The organism is Mesorhizobium sp. G2-6-1 (genome assembly GCF_055809095.1).
Map to the genome: position 1 here is coordinate 3,301,824 of NZ_CM147896.1, position 17,929 is coordinate 3,319,752.

18 protein-coding genes, 1 tRNA gene and 3 pseudogenes are annotated in these 17,929 nt (G+C 54.8%); 13 read left to right on the forward strand and 9 right to left on the reverse strand.

Going from position 1 to position 17,929, the window contains the following annotated elements:
- Positions 1-33 precede the first annotated feature (33 nt).
- The 4 genes and pseudogenes from AC0L7S_RS15875 to AC0L7S_RS15890 all read left to right on the forward strand — a co-directional run bounded on the left by AC0L7S_RS15875 (position 34) and on the right by AC0L7S_RS15890 (position 2,252).
- Complete coding sequence (locus tag AC0L7S_RS15875; RefSeq protein WP_473471906.1) at positions 34-645, forward strand: universal stress protein; 612 nt, start codon at positions 34-36, stop codon at positions 643-645.
- Positions 606-866 (forward strand): universal stress protein, encoded by a 261-nt coding sequence (locus AC0L7S_RS15880; protein WP_473471907.1) that lies wholly within the window; start codon positions 606-608, stop codon positions 864-866. Before AC0L7S_RS15875 ends, AC0L7S_RS15880 begins: the two co-directional genes overlap by 40 nt.
- A 237-nt stretch (positions 867-1,103) precedes the next feature.
- Positions 1,104-1,600, forward strand: a pseudogene (gene gpt / locus AC0L7S_RS15885) (xanthine phosphoribosyltransferase).
- A gap of 160 nt (positions 1,601-1,760) precedes the next feature.
- Complete coding sequence (locus AC0L7S_RS15890) at positions 1,761-2,252, forward strand: NUDIX hydrolase (protein ID WP_473471908.1); 492 nt, start codon at positions 1,761-1,763, stop codon at positions 2,250-2,252.
- A gap of 213 nt (positions 2,253-2,465) precedes the next feature.
- On the opposite strand, the pseudogene tig reads toward AC0L7S_RS15890, so the two are convergent.
- Positions 2,466-3,930 (reverse strand): annotated as a pseudogene (gene tig, locus AC0L7S_RS15895) (trigger factor).
- Between the two features lie 339 nt (positions 3,931-4,269).
- Here tig and AC0L7S_RS15900 point away from each other — a divergent pair.
- Both AC0L7S_RS15900 and AC0L7S_RS15905 read left to right on the forward strand, forming a co-directional pair.
- A tRNA-Leu gene (locus tag AC0L7S_RS15900) sits at positions 4,270-4,354 on the forward strand.
- A gap of 284 nt (positions 4,355-4,638) precedes the next feature.
- Positions 4,639-4,968 (forward strand): GYD domain-containing protein, encoded by a 330-nt coding sequence (locus tag AC0L7S_RS15905; RefSeq protein WP_473471909.1) that lies wholly within the window; start codon positions 4,639-4,641, stop codon positions 4,966-4,968.
- A gap of 390 nt (positions 4,969-5,358) precedes the next feature.
- Here the strand turns inward: AC0L7S_RS15905 and AC0L7S_RS15910 are convergent, their stop codons facing one another.
- The 3 genes from AC0L7S_RS15910 to AC0L7S_RS15920 all read right to left on the reverse strand — a co-directional run bounded on the left by AC0L7S_RS15910 (position 5,359) and on the right by AC0L7S_RS15920 (position 8,857).
- Complete coding sequence (locus AC0L7S_RS15910) at positions 5,359-6,210, reverse strand: alpha/beta fold hydrolase (RefSeq protein WP_473471910.1); 852 nt, start codon at positions 6,208-6,210, stop codon at positions 5,359-5,361.
- Between the two features lie 255 nt (positions 6,211-6,465).
- Entirely contained in the window at positions 6,466-7,626 is a 1,161-nt protein-coding gene (locus AC0L7S_RS15915; RefSeq protein ID WP_473471911.1) for an alpha/beta hydrolase, read from the reverse strand.
- 136 nt (positions 7,627-7,762) lie between these two features.
- Positions 7,763-8,857, reverse strand: a complete 1,095-nt coding sequence (locus AC0L7S_RS15920; RefSeq protein WP_473471912.1) for an alpha/beta hydrolase — start codon at positions 8,855-8,857, stop codon at positions 7,763-7,765.
- A gap of 198 nt (positions 8,858-9,055) precedes the next feature.
- On the opposite strand from AC0L7S_RS15920, the gene ilvA reads away from it, so the two are divergent.
- On the forward strand, positions 9,056-10,312 hold the full coding sequence (gene ilvA, locus AC0L7S_RS15925) for a threonine ammonia-lyase IlvA (RefSeq protein ID WP_473471913.1): 1,257 nt from the start codon (positions 9,056-9,058) through the stop codon (positions 10,310-10,312).
- Positions 10,309-10,860 (forward strand): DUF1697 domain-containing protein, encoded by a 552-nt coding sequence (locus AC0L7S_RS15930; protein ID WP_473471914.1) that lies wholly within the window; start codon positions 10,309-10,311, stop codon positions 10,858-10,860. Before ilvA ends, AC0L7S_RS15930 begins: the two co-directional genes overlap by 4 nt.
- 8 nt (positions 10,861-10,868) lie before the next feature.
- On the opposite strand, the gene AC0L7S_RS15935 is transcribed toward AC0L7S_RS15930, so the two are convergent.
- Positions 10,869-11,309 carry a VOC family protein gene (locus tag AC0L7S_RS15935; protein ID WP_473471915.1) on the reverse strand — a complete coding sequence of 147 codons (441 nt, stop codon included), beginning with the start codon at positions 11,307-11,309 and terminating at the stop codon, positions 10,869-10,871.
- A 233-nt stretch (positions 11,310-11,542) separates the two neighbouring features.
- Here AC0L7S_RS15935 and AC0L7S_RS15940 point away from each other — a divergent pair, with 233 nt between their 5' ends.
- From AC0L7S_RS15940 to AC0L7S_RS15950, 3 genes are all read left to right on the forward strand, one after another.
- Positions 11,543-12,115, forward strand: coding sequence for a cold-shock protein (locus AC0L7S_RS15940; RefSeq protein WP_473471916.1), 573 nt, complete (start codon positions 11,543-11,545; stop codon positions 12,113-12,115).
- 124 nt (positions 12,116-12,239) lie between these two features.
- Entirely contained in the window at positions 12,240-12,782 is a 543-nt protein-coding gene (locus AC0L7S_RS15945) for a DUF192 domain-containing protein (protein WP_473471917.1), read from the forward strand.
- 23 nt (positions 12,783-12,805) lie between these two features.
- The gene (locus AC0L7S_RS15950; protein WP_473471919.1) at positions 12,806-13,573 is read left to right on the forward strand and encodes an alpha/beta fold hydrolase; all 768 of its coding nucleotides are present in this window, start codon (positions 12,806-12,808) and stop codon (positions 13,571-13,573) included.
- A 45-nt stretch (positions 13,574-13,618) separates the two neighbouring features.
- Here the strand turns inward: AC0L7S_RS15950 and AC0L7S_RS15955 are convergent, their stop codons facing one another.
- Genes AC0L7S_RS15955 through AC0L7S_RS15965 form a run of 3 tightly spaced genes read right to left on the reverse strand, consistent with a single transcriptional unit; the run spans position 13,619 to position 15,192 of the window.
- Positions 13,619-14,224, reverse strand: coding sequence for an HD domain-containing protein (locus AC0L7S_RS15955; protein ID WP_473471920.1), 606 nt, complete (start codon positions 14,222-14,224; stop codon positions 13,619-13,621).
- An 18-nt stretch (positions 14,225-14,242) separates the two neighbouring features.
- A complete protein-coding gene (locus AC0L7S_RS15960; protein WP_473471921.1) occupies positions 14,243-14,896 on the reverse strand; it encodes a hypothetical protein in 654 nt (217 codons plus the stop codon).
- On the reverse strand, positions 14,893-15,192 hold the full coding sequence (locus tag AC0L7S_RS15965; protein WP_473471922.1) for a DUF3572 domain-containing protein: 300 nt from the start codon (positions 15,190-15,192) through the stop codon (positions 14,893-14,895). The genes AC0L7S_RS15960 and AC0L7S_RS15965 overlap by 4 nt, the downstream gene beginning before the upstream one ends.
- A gap of 251 nt (positions 15,193-15,443) precedes the next feature.
- Between AC0L7S_RS15965 and AC0L7S_RS15970 the strand changes: the two genes are divergently transcribed.
- The gene (locus tag AC0L7S_RS15970; protein ID WP_473474327.1) at positions 15,444-15,800 is read left to right on the forward strand and encodes a response regulator; all 357 of its coding nucleotides are present in this window, start codon (positions 15,444-15,446) and stop codon (positions 15,798-15,800) included.
- 50 nt (positions 15,801-15,850) lie between these two features.
- Positions 15,851-17,225, forward strand: a pseudogene (locus AC0L7S_RS15975) (PleD family two-component system response regulator).
- Between the two features lie 383 nt (positions 17,226-17,608).
- On the opposite strand, the gene rpmG reads toward AC0L7S_RS15975, so the two are convergent.
- Positions 17,609-17,776 (reverse strand): 50S ribosomal protein L33, encoded by a 168-nt coding sequence (gene rpmG / locus AC0L7S_RS15980; RefSeq protein ID WP_080919382.1) that lies wholly within the window; start codon positions 17,774-17,776, stop codon positions 17,609-17,611.
- Positions 17,777-17,929 lie beyond the last annotated feature (153 nt).

Here is a 17,929-nt window from a genome sequence, read left to right on the forward strand (position 1 = left end):
CAGTGAAATCTCTCATCCCCGATGAGGTGAATTATGAAATTCAAAACCATCGTCGCCATTCTCCAGAACGAGCGGGATACCGGACGTGTCCTCGATTGTGCCATACCGCTGGCCAGCCGCTGTGAAAGCCATATCATCGGCATTCATGCCGAGGCGCTGCCGGTTTCGTATACTGCTGCCACCGGTTTTCCGGATACAGAGTATTTGCAGGTCTCGGCGGAACTCAACAAGCAGCGGACGGACAGCGTTCATGCCGCGTTTTTGCAACGTATCGAGCGTGCGGGCGTATCTTTCGACTGGCGAGCCTTTGAAAACTTTTCCGGTGATAGTGCATTGTCTGGTGTTTCCAGTGCGCGCTGCGCCGATCTGGTAATTACCGCCCAGCACGATGGGGATGACGATTCTGCGTCCGATGTCGACAGATTGATCTACGATGCGGGACGTCCGGTCCTGATCATACCATCTAACGGCGAAGTCACATCTGGTTTCAAGCGCGTCTTGCTGGCATGGAATGGCAGCAAAGAAGCCGCTCGCGCAGCTTTTGACGCTCTTCCGCTCATGATTGAAGCGGAAAACACGGAAATTCTGCTGATTGACCCCCGGAGATGCCGGACGGAAGCGCAGATGAGGCAGGTGTCGATATAGCGGCGGCATTGGCGCGTCACGGGGTGGCGGTCAGCGTTTCCGTGCAGTCGTCGGAGGGAATGTCTACTGAAGAGCTCATTCAGGAGCGGCTTGTTGAAAACCATGCCGATCTCCTCGTGCTCGGTGCCTATAGTCATTCATGGTTGCGGCAGCTTCTCTTTGGTGGAGTCACGCGCAGCGTGCTTCGCTCTTTGCCGGTCGCGGCATTTCTTTCACGCTAAAGCACGTCGCGTCTAACGTGATTCATGCAGCGTGCTTTAAGCCTTCGTTTTCATGCATGTCGTTGTCCCAAAACCGCTGCACACTTTTGGGCGATATGCAGTAGGCGTTTGTTCCGGCCTTTTGGGTATTTTTTTCGGGACAATGGTTTGTCCTTGCCAAGTGTGGTGTTTTCCCGCTAATTCCGCGCGCATTCCCTTGCCGTTTGTGTGCGATTTTGCGCCCTTGGAGTGCCTGCCATGTCTCTTCCTGAAAAAGCTTTCCCTGTGTCATGGGATCAGTTTCACCGTGACGCACGCGCGTTGTCGTGGCGGCTTTCCGGGGTGAATGGCCAATGGAAGGCAATTGTTTGCATTACTCGGGGGGTCTGGTGCCAGCCGCGGTGATCTCGCGGGAACTCGGAATCCGGGTGATCGAAACGGTTTGTGTGGCGTCCTATCACGATTATACGTCGCAGGGACAATTGCAGGTTCTCAAGGATATCACGCCCTCATTGCTCGAAGATGACGGCTCAAGTGTGCTGATTATCGACGACCTTACCGATACCGGCAAAACGGCAGCAATTGTCCGGGCGATGCTTCCCAAGGCGCATTTTGCAACCGTTTACGCCAAGCCGAAGGGGCGCCCACTGGTCGACACGTTCGTTACGGAAGTCAGCCAGGACACATGGATATACTTTCCGTGGGATATGGGGTTCACCTATCAAAAGCCGATAGCCGACGACCACACCGGCTGATCCAAACAGACGAAACCGTTGGTGGGGATGCGCGGCTTGGGTCCTGACCCTAGGTCTTCTGCTGTCTTGATATCGCGCGCCATATTTTTACTTTTATAACACGAGATTAGCTTTAGAATTCGTGAGACGGCAAACGAATCTGGCAAGGCGTTTTATTCTCATGCTCGTGCGGCCAAACGCGCAAGAACATCTGGCAGGAAGAGTACGCAAGCTCTTCGGCACAGTGCCTTGCCGTTTGCAGGTCGCGGCTTTGCCGTGGCGTGAACAGGCTCAGGGCATCGACGTCATGCTGATTACGAGCAGGGATAGCGGACGCTGGGTGCTGCCGAAAGGGTGGCCGGAAGCGCGCGAACCCCTGTGCGATGCAGCGGCGCGGGAAGCCGCAGAAGAAGCTGGTATTTCCGGCGTGGTATCGCGGGTCGAGGCGGGGCGTTATTATTATGCCAAGGCGCTGGCGTCTGGGGAGGAAGTCCCCTGCGAGGTTCTGGTATTCCCGCTAAAGGTCGATACTGCCGCTGACAGATGGAAAGAGCGACGTGTGCGCACCCGCAAATGGGTTGCGGGTTCAGAGGCCGAACACATGGTAGCTGAGCCGGATCTCTCGCAGATCATCAGCTATTTCTGCGCCAATCGACATGAGTTCGCGTTTTAGCCTCTGTTGAATATCAACACGCGAGTGGCGTTGTTTCGCAAGGGATCGATGCAGCCTGCTACAAGTCTTCGTTTCCATGCCTGTCGTTGTCCCAAAACCGCTGACACTTTCAGGCGACATGCTTTGGAGCGCCGTGTCGCAGTAATTTTCACAACTGCCGCGAAACAGAAAAGGCCGCCCGAAGGCGGCCTTTTGAGGGTTATGGCAAGATGCCTATTCGGCGTCCTTCGCCTTTTTCTTTGGCGCAGCTTTTTTCTTGGGTTCTGCTGCCTCGTCGGTGTCCTTGCTGCTGGCTTTCTTCGCAGCCGCTTTTTTGGCGGGCTTTGGCTTCTTGACCTCGTCTTCGTCGTCTTCGGCCATCAGCTCTTCCTTACTCACCTTGTTGTCGGTGATGGAAACCAAGCCAAGGAGGTGGTCGACAACCTTTTCCTCGAACATTGGCGCACGCAGTGTGTTGAGGGCTTCGGGATTGCTGCGATAATATTCGAACACTTCCTGCTGCTGGTCGCCGGGGAAGCGGCGCACCTGTTCAAACAGACCGCGCTGCAATTCCTCATCGGAAACCGTAACACCGGCCTTTTCGCCAATTTCAGCCAGGACGAGGCCGAGGCGTACGCGGCGCTCCGCCAGCTTCGTATAGTCGCCGCGAGCTTCTTCTTCGGTGGTTTCCTCGTCGGTGAAGGTGCGACCTGCCGCTTCGAGATCACGGTTGACCTGATTCCAGATGTTGTTGAACTCCGCGTCGACAAGTTTTGAAGGCGCTTCAAACGAATAGGACGAATCAAGTTGGTCAAGAAGCTGACGCTTGACCTTCTGTCGGGTCATCGAACCGAACTGGTTCTCGATCTGCCCGCGAACAACCTCACGCAGACGCTCCAGCGATTCGAGACCAAGGGCCTTTGCCGTTTCGTCGTTCAATTCCAATGGGCCCGGCTTTTCGACACCCTTGACGGTTACGTCGAAGGTGGCTTCCTTGCCAGCAAGGTGGGCAGCCTGATAATTTTCCGGGAATGTCACGGTGACCTTTTTCGTCACCGACGTTGGCTCCAACGAGTTGCTCCTCGAAACCCGGGATGAATTCCTTTGAGCCCAGCACCAATGGCTGGTCCGTGCCGGCGCCGCCGGAGAAGGCTTCGTCGCCGATCTTGCCGACATAGTCGATCGTTACGCGGTCGCCATCGGCGGCCTTGCCGGTCTTTGCTTCATAGGAGCGGGTTGATTCGGCAACGCGTGTGACCTGTTCGTCAATCTCGGATTCGGGAACGTCGTAAACCGGACGGGTTACCTTGATATCCGAAAAATCCTTGATTTCGATCGCCGGGATGACTTCATAGTTGAGGCTGAACTCGAAATCGGCTCCGCCATCCAGGATTTTTTCAGCTTCCTTTTCGTCCTCGGTCATGACCACTTCCGGCTGCATCGCGGCCTTTTCACCACGTCCGGTGATGATCGTGCGAGCATCGTTGAGGATCTCGTTGACCACTTCGGCCATGAACGACTTGCCATAAACCTTGCGCAAGTGCTGAACCGGCACCTTGCCGGGGCGAAAGCCGTTGATACGGACTTTGTCCTTGGCATCCATTAGCCGGGCCAACAGCTTGGTTTCCATGTCGGTGGCCGGCACGGTGACCTTGATCTCGCGCTTGAGACCAGAATTGAGCGTTTCGGTGACCTGCATCATCAAACCTTTGTTTTCACCAATGGGGCTGCCAAACGGTTCTTGCCGTTACAGCCTGCCGGTATCGTTCTGCCGGGAGTGGCTTTTGGCGCGAGATCTGATTGAAATGACCAATTTATGGCTCAAATCACCCGAAATACGCTCCAAAATGTGAATAAGTCTTTGTTTTTCCTACTTCTTATCACATTTTGTGGAAGTGGATCGTCGCGTCCCGTCACATTCGACACGCCTTTTGTCATAGGCTAGGCCAATTTTCAACCATCTTCGCACCAATCAGCCAGCTTCATCTGGGCTTTGACATTGACAGAATGATGACTACGTGTGATTTGCGGCATTACTGCGGATGTGGCGGAACTGGTAGACGCCCTGGATTTAGGTTCCAGTGCCGAGAGGCGTGGAGGTTCGAGTCCTCTCATCCGCACCAATGTCACTATGCCTTCGTTTCTAAAAATGTGGCCTTCATCTTCAAAAATTAGTGCGCCGGTTCAGGTCGTTGGCGCGATTGTCATGTCGGGCTTGCGTGGGCACAGCATCCGTGTTTGCGGTTAATACACGTCGAGCCTGAAAGGTTTCATGCAGCGCCCTAAACCTTTGTTTCATGCTTAGGGGCAAACGATTTTCGGTGGTATTGTCTTTAATTGCGCAATTTTGCGTGAGGGTGGCCCGTTTGCCACCTTTCAACCGACTATAATTACGGAGGGTACGCATATGCCGATTTTCGTAGTTACCGGGAATTACACGTCAACTGCCATGAAGGGGATGATTTCAAACCCGTCTGATCGCGAATTGGCGACCAAGGCGCTCGTCGAGTCGTCGGGAGGGAAGATGCACTCCTACTATATGACGACGGGGGAAAATGATTTTCTGATGATTGTGGAAAGTGCGAATGGATCTGACATGATCGCACCGCTTGTCGTCGCTGGTGCGACCGGAACCGTATCAAATCTAAAGACGGTTCAGGCGTTCTCGAGCGCCGAATTTTTGGCTGCCCAGAAAAAGGCAAAGCAAATCGCCTCTCAATTCAAAGCCGCCGGCTGATATTCGGCGTCAATAAAATTCGTCGCCGATGTCTTTCTTGGCAACTCGCTGCCCTGCAGATCATAATTGCGTGGGGCAGCTTTTGACAGAAGAAGCATGGCGGCCAGAACAATTCCCGGCCCGGATTCGCTGGCGGAGGCGCAGAACAACCAGCGTGATACCCGCAGCCCTTGCCCCTCGCGCTGGCGTTATTCTGCGTCTCCTTGTGTGAATGTGCCTGACGCGGACGCACAGCGCCATGGAAATACATTCTTAACCTTAGTGCCTAAGGTTAATCCTGCCGGCGTTCAAAACACTATGCGCGGCGCAGCTGCGCCAATAGGCGCTGGGTCAAGATCACGTTCAGCAGCGGCTTCAATAATTTAGAGCGGGATTTTCCGCCGTTCGTACTTACATGCCGTCTATGAAGTCGAGCACCGATTGGTTGTATTCTTCGGGTGCCTGGAGCATCGCGAAATGGCTGGCATTGGGCAGAATGATCTCTTTTGCACCCGGGATGACTGAAGCCATATAGTCGGTATGCTCGCGTTTGATTGCCTCATCATGATCGCCTGCAACGATGGCAATCGGGGTTGAAATGGTGGCCAGTTCTTCCTTGCTCCAATTGGGCTGGCTTGCCCACATGTGACTTATCTGCTCGACGAAGGAGTCATACTGGTCGGGGGTTTTCGACAGCCTCGCATAGTCTTTCCCGGACCGTTCGATGTAGGCACCAAAGGTTGCGTTGGTTTCTACACCTGGGTCGACGCCATCGGTGGTTACATTGGCGGCCTGCGCATAAAGTTTGGTGAGGCGCTCAGGGTGATGAAGTGCAATATCGATACCAATGATACCGCCGTCGCTCCAGCCGACCAGTGCCGTCTTGTCGATTTTCAGATAGTCGAGCAGAGCCAGATAGTCCGACGCCATCAAGTCGTAGCCGAAAGGCTCGTCTGTGCGCGTTGAGCGGCCGTGTCCACGACTGTCGGCAACAATAACCTTGTGCGTTTTGGACAGGGTTGCCACCTGACTTGACCAGATGTCGGCATGTCCAAGACCACCGTGGATGAGCAGCACGGGATCGCCGGCGCCGAATACGGCATAGTACATTTCGATGCCGTTTACGGGCGCATAACCGCTGTCATCGGCTTTTGGCATGGGGGCTGGTTCCGGCAGGGTTTGCCATCGCTCCTCGGCACCCGCGGTGGCCGCGAAAAAGCCAAACAGAAGAGAAAGGACAGCGAATTTCAACAAACGGCTCATCAGTTCCTCCATTTCCAGTGTTCTGAATCTGAAGTTCGCATCATTATTCGAGTGGCGCTGTACGAATTTCGGATTCGATAAGGACACTAGCAAGCTTATGATTTTATTGCGGTTTTAAGATTTGAAGTTCGTATCGTAGACCTCGAAATCAAATGGAACGAACTTCAAATCCACCACATTAGCAAAACGGATTAGGAAACGACGCCATTGGTTTGTCAACATAACAGTTGATCGGCAATATGAGGGAGCGGGGTCTTATCTGCCTGTCGCGATCGTCAGCACCTTGAACGGCGTCGTTATAACGATTTCTGCGACCGAGCCGACTGTCTTGCCAATGCCTTCGCCAAGGTCGCTAATCGGTTGACCCGGGTCTACATCTGCGGAGGCAAGGCTCGCAGGCGTCTGCAATTGATCGCCAAGCAGCTTTACCAAAATCGGGTTGTCGGCAAATTTCGCATGGTTCAACCGGCTCGCCGACTTGGCCTGCGTGAGATCCACGACAACGACGCCGTAACTGGCAAGATCGGCTGCATCGCCATAATCGCCGACCCGTGGTTTGTCGCCGGACAGGATGCTGGAGAGTTTGAGCGCCCGATCATCCGATGAGAGCAGGAGCGTGAACGGCTTGTCAGGCTTGCCGTAGCGGATCATCTGCTTCTTGAAGACGTCCACGTCGATATCTGGCGACGCCAGAACGACATAGCCGAGTTTACCGCCGAGATCGCGGTCACCGGTGATGGCAAGCTGGCGCAAAGCCTCCATCGCCACCCATGTGCCCATCGAATGAGCGATGATGTCGATACTTTTGACCTTGGTCCGGGCAAGCATGCGCAATGTCGATTCGAGATCGTCGCGCGCTGCGTTCGAGCTTTCCTTGTCGTAGATGTAGCCCGTTGTCTTGCCACTCGACGCCCATGAAAAAAGCACGGGCGTGCCGGGATAGTTTGTGTCGTTGACGATTTGTGTGATCCGGTAAATGCCGTCGTCAAAGCCGTTGTTGAAGCCATGAACGAAGACGAGCGCGCGGTCGCCTCGCTGGACAATGTCGGCACCCACGGCCTTCGCAAATTGCGGAGCACCATCGTAAAAGGTGACGCGCGATGCAGTGAAATCCTTTGCGGGGTCGCTGGGTGCAGCCCCCTTGGCGCGCTCGATGGCGCCAACCTTGTGGATCTTGGGTACCGTTATATCGACGCGGGCGAAACTCGTGTCCAGCGAACGTTCGCCGTCGAAGACTTGTCGCGGCTCTTTCAGAGCTCTCTTGCGTGTGGTGGCGACATATATCTCGTGGGTTGCGGCAATATCGGATGCCGGTGCAGAAATCGCAGTCTTGTTGAGAAGGTCGTGCGTTTTTGACCCGGCACAGCCGGCTATTGTTGACAAAAGAGCTAGGACGAACAGCGGATTTACACGCACAAATACATCGCTCCTTGGCTGCAGTATGTATGAGGCTGCAGAATGGCTGGCAAATGCTACAAGCGCCAACAGAGTGAGGTCGGCTGGAGGTTCGTTTATATAGTGGCTTTCCGGCAGAGTCGAACCTTGCCGGTGGCTACATGACGCCACCGGCAATCTGTTTGCCGAGTTGATTGATGCGATCGGTGACATCGCGCTCGCTGGCAAAACCGTCATCTGCGCGCAGGCGTTGACCGAGCATCTTGATCATGGCTGGGTTGTCGGCAAATTTGGTGTGATTGAAAGTATCGCCACCTTTGGCATCCGAAAGATCAACGACGGTCACCCCATATTCGGCCAGGTCGGCGGCGTTCTTGTAGTCGCCAACACGGGGGCGCGAGCCGGCAATCAGACCGGAAAGCCTCAACGCCCGGTCATCATCGGACAAAAGCAGAATGAAAGGTTTGTCCGGCTTGCCGTAACGGCGCATCTGACTTTTGAACACATCGACATCAATGTCCGGAGAGGCCAGCACCACGTCGCCGAGTTTGCCGCCGAGGTCGCGATCACCGGTGATGGCAAGCTGGCGCAAGGTTTCCATCGTCACCCAGGTGCCCATCGAGTGTGCAACGATGTCGATACGGCGCGCGCCGGACTGTGCCAGAAGCCTTAGCGTCACCTCCAGCTGATCGCGCGCCGCGCTGGCGCTTTCCTTGTCGTAGACATAGCTGGTGGTGGAATCGCCAGAAGCCCAGGAAAAGAGCACGGGCGTTCCCGTATAGCCGGAATCATGCACGATCTGGGTCAAGCGGTATACGGCATCATCGAAGCCGGTGTTATAACCGTGGACGAATAACAGGACACGTCCGCCGCGCGCGGCGATATCGGCATCGAGCGCCTTGGAGAATTTGGGCGATGTGTCGTAACCGGCCACTTCGGACGCCATGAAGTATTTCGAGGGGTCGTCCGATTTGCCGCGTTTGCGACGCTCGATTTTGCCCGTCTCGTGACTGCTTGGCACGGTGACATTGACGCGCGCGAAGTTCAGCGTGGCTGACCGTTCGCCATTGAAGACCTTGCCGGGGTCGTTTGAATGCTCGCGCGTGGTTGCAATGAAAATCGAATGATTGCCGGCGATCTGAGATACCGACGCGGTAATGACCGCGCTGCCAAGTATTTCCTGCGCTGGCTTTCCAGCGCAGCCGGTAATAAGGAGCGAAAAAACAATCGCGAGGATGATTTTCAACGGCACTTCAAATTCCTGTCCGGGTCGAAGCCCTCACGGTCGGGGCTTTGGCTTTGTTCGCAGGCTTGCGGACAGCCATAGTGCGGCGGAAGTAAGTCATTCGCGGCGCAAAGGCGCGCGAGCCCATATGAAAGCATCATGGTGTTGCGCAATTGCCGAAATGACGGCAGGAACGTAAGTGCGCTTCACAATCAGGACGACATCATGACACGCTTTGCTGACAGGGTTTCCAATGCGGCGGCTGCCGTTCGCGAGATATTCCCGCAAACGCCTTTGCAGGAAAATGCCTACCTTTCCCGGAAATTTGGCGCGCGTATCCTGTTGAAGCGTGAAGATTTGACGCCGGTGCGCTCTTACAAGATCAGGGGAGCGTTCAATTTCTTCCGCAAGACGCTTTCTGACGGCAACAAGGCCAAGTTGTTCGTGTGCGCATCGGCCGGCAACCATGCTCAAGGCTTTGCCTTCGTCTGCCGCCATTTTGGCAAGAAGGGCGTGGTGTTCATGCCGGTAACCACGCCGCAGCAGAAGATCGACAAGACACGGCACTTCGGTGGCGAGTTCGTCGAGATAAAGCTGATCGGGGATTTTTTCGACGAGTGCTATCGCGCTGCCCTCGATTTTTGCGAAACATCGGGCGCCCACATGGTGCCGCCCTTCGATCACCGCGATATCATCGAAGGACAGGCGACAGTTGCCTATGAGATCGCCGAACAGATGGCAGACGCAACCAAGCCGGACATGGTTTTGTTGCCTGTTGGCGGGGGTGGGCTTGCAGCGGGCATCACGCAATATTTTGCTGATATAAACATGCAAACTCGCTTTGTTTTCTGTGAGCCATCGGGGGCACCGAGCTTCAAGGCAAGTCTTGAAGCCGGCAAGCGGGTCAAGCTTGCTAAGGTCGATAATTTCGTTGATGGGGCTGCCGTGGCCGAGATTGGGCGGGAGAATTTTCGATTGCTCAAATCGTTTCCCGCAGACGCGACCAAGCTTATTCCTGAAAACCGCCTGTGTGCGACGATGAACGAGATGCTCAATGTCGAAGGCGTGGTGCTGGAACCGGCAGGGGCATTGGCTATTGATGCGCTGAAGGAGTTTTCGCGCGCGGAACTCAAAGGCAAGACCATTGTGGTGGTCGTGTCCGGTGGCAATTTCGATTTCGAGCGATTACCGGACGTGAAAGAGCGGGCGCTACGCTTTGAGGGGTTGAAGAAATATTTCATCATCCGCTTTCCGCAGCGGCCCGGCGCATTGCGTGATTTTCTGGAAATGCTGGGGCCGGATGACGACATCGCCCGCTTTGAATATCTGAAGAAATCGGCCCGCAATTTCGGCTCGGTGCTGATTGGCATTGAAACGAAAGACCGACGCAATTTTGAGAAGCTTGGAGCAAAATTCGAGCGCGAGGGCGTGCAATATCAGGACATCACTGACAATGAGACGCTGGCGGGCTTCATCATATGACGAGCAAGACAAGGCGTGGCGTTCATGTCGTGCTCTTTCGAGGGGTAGGCGGAGCGACGCAACTTCCCGTGGCAGCATTGAGAGTGGCGCTGGGAGAGGCCGGATTCGGTGACGTGTCGACTTATATCAACAGCGGTAATGCCGTTTTGTCATCACCGTTTGATGAAGCAAAGACCCATGAAATTATCGCTGCAATTGCGAAGAAAAGCTTCGATTTCGACAAGGCGATCATGCTGGTGGATAGGGATCGCTGGCAACAGCTCATTTTGGACAATCCATTTCCGCAAGCCGTTGATGAGCCGACCAACCTGCATGTATTCGCCTTGCAAATGACGCCCGCTGAGGAGGATGTGGAGGCGTTGAGGGCGCGTTGCCTTGGAGGTGAGCAATTGCAGGTGAGAGATAATTTTCTCTACCTGCATGTGCCAAGTGGTTTTAGCGCATCCAAATTGCCACCAGTTCTTGACCGCGTGCTGAAAACGGTCTCGACGGCGCGCAATTGGCGAACCGTGCTGGCTCTGGGCAGGATAGCCGCCGCAGTGGAATAGGCTGAAGCCTACCAGTTTCCGGTGTTTGTCATCGAGGCCCAAGGCTCGGCCTTTTCCTTCGCGGGGCCTTTTTGAAGCAATTCGATCGAGATGCCGTCCGGTGATTTTATGAAGGCCATGTTGCCGTCGCGTGGTGGCCGGTTGATGGTGACGCCCTTGTCCATCAAATTCTGGCAGGTCGTATAAATATCATCGACCTCATAGGCCAGATGGCCGAAATTGCGGCCGCCTTCATAATTTTCAGGGTCCCAGTTGTATGTGAGTTCGACCAGCGGTGCCCTCTCTGCAATGCCGCTTTCTTCGTCGCCAGGTGCGGCCAGGAAGATCAAGGTGAAGCGTCCGGCCTCGTTTTCGTAGCGACGCACTTCTTTCAAACCCATCTTCGCGCAATAAAAGTCGAGCGAGGCCTCGATGTCGGCGACACGAACCATGGTGTGCAGGTAGCGCATGAAATTTCTCCACAATGTTGCGCTGAAACATAGTGACGGCTTCTCGCTGCGGCAACCATGCGGGTAGTTTGGGTGTGTCGGAGATCAACTATTCATGTATTTGCCGAATGATCCCCGAAAAAAGGCAGGTCAGGTCTTGCGCATACCGGAACCGGCAGTGCTATTCTTAGGTTGAGAATCAGTAGCGGTATTTCGACAGAGGGGGCATTCTTATGGGGGAAAAAGCCTCTTTCATGAGGCAGGACGCAGCCATTAGTGATGGTGCAAAACCCGGCGAAAGCGGCGCTTCAGTCGATCTTGTCGAGGTTTCCGGCGCGATCAAGTGGTTTGACGTTGCCAAGGGATACGGTTTTATCCTGCCAGATGTCGCCAATCTGGGTGATATCCTGCTTCATGTGACTTGTCTCAGGCGCGACGGATTTCAGACGGCGATGGAGGGTGCGCGCGTCGTTTGCATGGTCAAGCAGGGTGAGCGCGGGCTTCAGGCTTTCCAGATACTTTCCATGGATACGTCGACAGCGGTGCACCCCGCCGAAATTCAGGAACAACGCTATGCCACGGTTACACCGGAAAGCGGGCTGGAGCGCGCGCTGGTGAAATGGTTCAACCGAACCAAGGGCTTTGGTTTCCTGACCCGTGGCGAGGGCACAGAGGATATCTTCGTTCATATGGAGACGCTGCGCCGCTATGGCGTTGCCGAATTGCGGCCGGGGCAAGTTGTGCTCGTGCGTTTCGGGCGTGGTGACAAAGGCTTGATGGCTGCCGAAATCCATCCTGACATGGGCACTTTGCCGGTCTCGCACTGAGGCGTTTGCCGGTCCGATTTCTTCTATTTTTGCCCTCTGATCCGTTGAGCCTGGCTACGGGGTTTCACATTTATATGCCTGCCCGGTGATTTCGACTCGCAGTAAAATGCGGTAGGGGTGTTCAATGGCATTGAATAATTCCATGAGAGCCGGCAGGCTTGTAGCTCTATGCACCGCGCTGCTTGCGGTCATGGTTCTCCTATGGTCGCAAGAACCGGGTAGGGCTGACGGCCAGGCAATGCTGCTACCGGTCGATCCGGTGCCGTTGGTTGCCGTCACTGCCAGCGGAGAACGTATTTTCGCTGTAGAGATCGCCGACGATGGGTCCAAGCGGGCTGCCGGTCTGATGTTTCGCCAATCAATGCCCGATGATCGCGGAATGCTGTTTGTTTTTGACGACACGCGCGAAGTGGGATTCTGGATGAAAAACACGCCGATGCCGCTTGATCTGTTGTTCATTGGGCCCGATGGCAGGATAAAGGCAATCAGGCAGGGCGAACCGCAGTCGGAAGCGGTGATTTCTCCGGGCGAACCTGTTCGCTACGTGCTTGAGTTGAAAGCTGGAACCGCAGCGAAGCAGGGCATTCATGAGGGTGATCTGGCTCGGCATCCGGCAATTGGCGTAGCCCCGGTTCCCAGCGATTCACCCGTTTCCGGTAGCGATTGAGGCAAGGCACAGGAATCTCACCCATGCAGTTCTTTAATCATCAGGGATTCGATCTTGCCTATCTCGACCGCCAACCGCATGCGGGCAAGGGCGATCCGGTTTTACTCATTCATGGCTTTGCATCCAGCCATTACGTCAACTGGGTTTCGCCGGGGTGGTTCAAAACGCTGAATGATGCCGGATATCGTGTCATTGCATTTGACAATCGTGGCCACGGTGCATCTACCAAGAGCTATGATGAGGCCGACTATACGCCGTCAGCAATGGCTTCGGACGCCGCAGCTTTACTTGATCATCTCGGCATAGAACGGGCTCATGTCATGGGCTATTCCATGGGCGCACGTATTTCTGCATATCTTGGGCTTTCTCATCCCGACATGGTTGCGACGCTTGTGTTTGGTGGTCTTGGCAGCGGCATCATTGACGGTGTCGGTGATTGGGACCCTATCGCCGATGCATTGTTGGTTGATGATCCCGCCGAGATCACCCATCCACGCGGTCGGTCGTTTCGTGCCTTCGCCGACCAGACAAGAAGCGACCGGCGCGCATTGGCTGCGTGCATTGTGGCTTCGCGCGAAGTTTTGAGCGAAGCTAAAATTGCCCGTATTGCCCAGCCGACATTGATTGCCGTGGGAACGAAGGATGATATTTCCGGGTCCGGCGCTAAACTTGCCGCCTTGATGCAAAATGGCGTGGCCTTTGATATTGAAGGGCGCGACCATATGCTGGCGGTGGGTGACAAGACGTTCAAGAAGCGCGTTCTGGAATTTTACGCCGGCAATTCCATGTAGCGCTCATCAGAGCGGATCGATGCCGGCATTACGTCTGGGCCGGAGTTATGCCTGGCGGTTCCTCAGCCTTTCCAGCGCGCGCGCCAGGTTCTTACGTGCCGGTTGTTCGAATTGATCGTTAAACGCCTTGCTGTGATACACATTCGGCCGGTCCAGAAACTTCTTGAGAACATCACTGCGTCCCGCAATCCATGCCGTTTCGGGAACCCAGGAATATTCAAGTCTCACTTGCTGCTCGTATGCGTCGAAAATGTCTGGCGCTGCGCCAAGGATTGCCAGATCCATATCAAGGAACAAGGCGGCGTCATCGATTGCCGCTTGGTCGCCGAATAGCGGCAGTTCATGGGTGGCGCTGGCCAGTATCATTGCCGCGATGCGATCAATCCTTTTGGCGTCAGTGCGCTCGGCCAGCCGGTTTTGCGCGAGTGAAGCGCTGCGTGCTTCGTTATCTGAGGCGCGGCTGTCATAGATTGCATCGTGGAACCAGATCGCGGCCTCGACGGCTGCCGGGTCGCTCAGGTCCGCGTCATGGATGCGTGCCAACTCCAGCATTGCCTGAATATGAGCGAGCCCGTGATAATGACGGCTTTCATGCCGATATAGTGCCGTCAATTCACGGCGCAACGATTCGTCAATGAGTGGTGCGGCCATTGATCTTCCCGAGCAATTTCATACTCCCAGTGCTGCGGCAATTTTTGGTGCCGCGTCATGCCAATCCTCAACTATCTCGATGTCGTCCGGCGTCGGGGGCAGGAATTCACGAAGTGAATTATCTGCCATCAGATGAAAAAGATGGATATCTGGCACCGCCTCACGTGCCGACATCAAATTGGGCGGTTGATCGTCAACAAAGGCAATAGGGCGGCCCTTGTTGCCGCGCAGCTTGGCGACGGCGGGGCCTTTGGCCATTTCAGTGGTCAGCAAGGGGTAGCGAAGACCGAGCGTATCGAGATAAGCGCGCCGGGTTTCACGATGCCTGTGCGGCATTGCCGTCAAAAGGACGATTTCGATCCGGTCCCCGAACATGGCAAGCGCATCGGATGCGCCATCGGTAATGCTTTGCCAATCGGCCTGGCCGTCAAAAAATTCGTCGAGCAGCGCCTTGACTTGCACCTGTTCGGCAAGCCTGCCGCTTGCGCGCTCGGCAATGTTCCCAGTCAGGCGAAACGAGGTCATGGTCAGGCCGTAGCCTCTTTCTTCAAGGAATTTCGGAAAGGGTCGGATGAATTCCAGAACAACGTCGTCGACGTCGAGTACCAGAAGCGGTCTGTCGTCAAGGGCGAGTTCGGCAATCTGGCGTGCGGTTTCGGGATCATCGCTCATATGGATTGCTCGTAGCCGTGATCGCCAAGTGGCAGGTGTTTCATTGCCTCGCCGATTGAGGCCGGCTGCACGCCTGATTGTTCGGCGAAATGCATCAGTGTCGGTTCATGTGCCACGATGAACTGAAGGACACCAGCCAGAAAGCCGGGTTCTGCGGCTGCGCGCCTGATGGCAGAAGCTTCAATGCCCGTCACAGCGAGAAACCGAGGCAAAAGATCTGGATCGGAGGCAATAAAGCCTATTGCCTTGATGGCAACTGCCTCTGCCTGTTCGCGCATTGACGTTGAGCCTGTCATCACTACCTTTCCCGTTCGAGGGTGAATGATTCTGCCTTGGGATTAGTCGCAAGTACCCGTGACGACAAGCTGCAAGCAAGCACAATGCAATGGCCAGACCATCAATATTGGTTTTTGTGCAAGTGATTTCCGTTTCGTCAATCATCTTGCGGTAACGTGGAACTCGGGTTTGGTGCGTTTGCGAAAAAGCGCATAACGGTATCCATCCGCTTGCGGGGGGCCGGGACGGGAAGTCGATGCCGAAAAAAGTAATGATCGTAGAGGATAACGAGCTCAACATGAAGCTCTTTCGCGATCTCATCGAGGCTAGCGGATATGAAACCGTGCGTACGCGCAACGGTCTGGAAGCGCTCGACCTGGCGCGCTCCCACAAGCCTGATCTTATCTTGATGGACATACAGCTTCCCGAAGTGTCTGGCTTGGAGGTCACGAAATGGCTGAAGGAAGATGATGAACTGCACGTTATTCCGGTCATTGCCGTGACGGCTTTTGCCATGAAAGGCGATGAAGAACGCATTCGCCAAGGTGGATGCGAAGCCTATATTTCCAAGCCTATTTCAGTACCTCGTTTTATCGAGACCATTAAATCCTACCTTGGTGATGCCTGATGCACATTGTTTCAACAAATAGGGGTTTCAACAGATCGGGGGCGGTATAGATGACTGCCCGAATTCTTGTCGTCGATGACATTGCAGCCAATGTGAAGCTGCTCGAAGTAAGATTGCTTGCAGAGTATTTCGACGTGCTGACAGCGTCTTCCGGCCCCGAAGCGATCGAGACCTGCGAGTCGACAAAGGTCGATGTCGTGCTGCTCGATGTGATGATGCCGGACATGGACGGTTTTGAGGTTTGCCGACGTTTGAAAAGCGATCCGGCAACGTCGCACATTCCCATCGTTATGGTCACAGCGCTCGATCAGGTGGCGGATCGCGTCTCGCGGATTGGAGGCAGGCGCCGACGATTTTCTTACCAAGCCGGTCAATGATCTGCAGTTGATGACGCGGGTCAAAAGCCTGGTTCGTCTCAAAATGTTGACGGACGAACTGCGCCTTCGCGCGGCCACCACACGCAATATCGGCATTGAAGAATTGCTTTCGCGCAATTTTGCCACTGACAATACGGTCCCAAAAATCCTCTTGGTCGATGAACACAAAAGTTCGTATGAGCGGATCAAGAAATTGTTGAGGGGGATCGCCGATCTCGACATTGTAACCGATCCGCATGCCGGGTTTTTTCAGGCAGCAGAAGCGCCTTACGAATGCGTCATGATTTCTACCGGCTTTGCCGATTTCGATCCGTTGCGTCTGTGTTCGCAATTGCGTTCGCTCGACCGCACACGTTTCATGCCAATCATGCTGATCGCGGATGAAGGTGAGGACGACCGTCTTATCAGAGGGCTGGAACTCGGTATCAACGACTATCTCATCAGGCCGATAGACGCTCACGAAATGACGGCGCGCTTGCGTACACAGGTGCGCCGCAAACGCTACAATGACCAACTACGGGCCAGTGTTACGCAGACCATAGAAATGGCGGTGACCGATCCGCTTACAGGTTTGCACAATCGCCGCTATCTCGACAGTCATTTGAAAACATTGTTCGATCGCGCCGTGGCACGGCGTCGCCCATTGTCATTGATGATTACCGATCTTGATCGCTTCAAGTCGATCAACGACACACATGGACATGACGGTGGCGACGATGTCTTGCGTGAATTTGCGAGCCGGTTACGCAAGAATGTGCGCGGTATCGACCTTGCATGCCGCTTTGGCGGCGAGGAATTCGTTGTCGTTATGCCCGACACCGAAGGCGCTGTGGCCGAAAAGGTGGCAGAGCGTATCCGGGCTGAAATTGCGCAGCTTCCCTTTGCTGTCGGTCAGGACGGCAAGCTTGTGGAAGTGACGGTCAGCGTGGGTGTTTCATCAATCCTGAAGGGCGTCGATACCATCGAAGGGCTGATGAAACGCGCTGATGTTGCCCTTTATGAAGCCAAAAGTGGCGGCCGAAATCGGGTGGTCGCCAAGGCTGCTTGAGTGCGCAAGGTCGAAAATCTCGTCAAAATAATACGGTTACGAATTTACCTTAATCCAAGCAAGTCGTGTGCTTTGGTTAAGAAACTATTGATTATGATTATATCTTGCGCAAATGTCCCGTTGCAAAAGCAGGACAGTGCCAGGCGCGAGGTTTTACTGCCAGGGCAGTCCGAAAATGCCCCGCGATGCTCAGGTCCGCCGCATCTCCTGGGTCCGTGGGGTTGGCCGGCCGGCGTTGGTGAATAGTGGCCTCCTCGTACCGCTGCCAACTGCTGGTCGGCCCCCATTTTTCTTGACCATTGCTATTGGGATTGTCGAAATATTTCAAGAAACAAAAACGCCGCCCAATGGGCGGCGCTTTTTCATTCTGAGGAGTGACCAGATTACTTGATCTTGGTTTCCTTGAATTCAACGTGCTTCCTTGCAACCGGGTCGTACTTGCGGAACGAAAGCTTGTCCGTCTTGGTGCGGCTGTTCTTGCTGGTTACGTAGAAGAAGCCGGTATCGGCGGTCGACAGAAGCTTGATCTTGATATTAGCAGCTTTGGCCATGATGTTTGTCCGTTGGTGTTCGTGAGGTTAGAGCCGCTATTGCACGGGGATATCGCCCGGACGGCGGGAAACTTGGCCGGACACATAAAGAATGCGCCCGTAAAGTCAAGTCGTTGCCATGCTCATTGGCCAAAGTGCAGCGGCGTTTGCGCT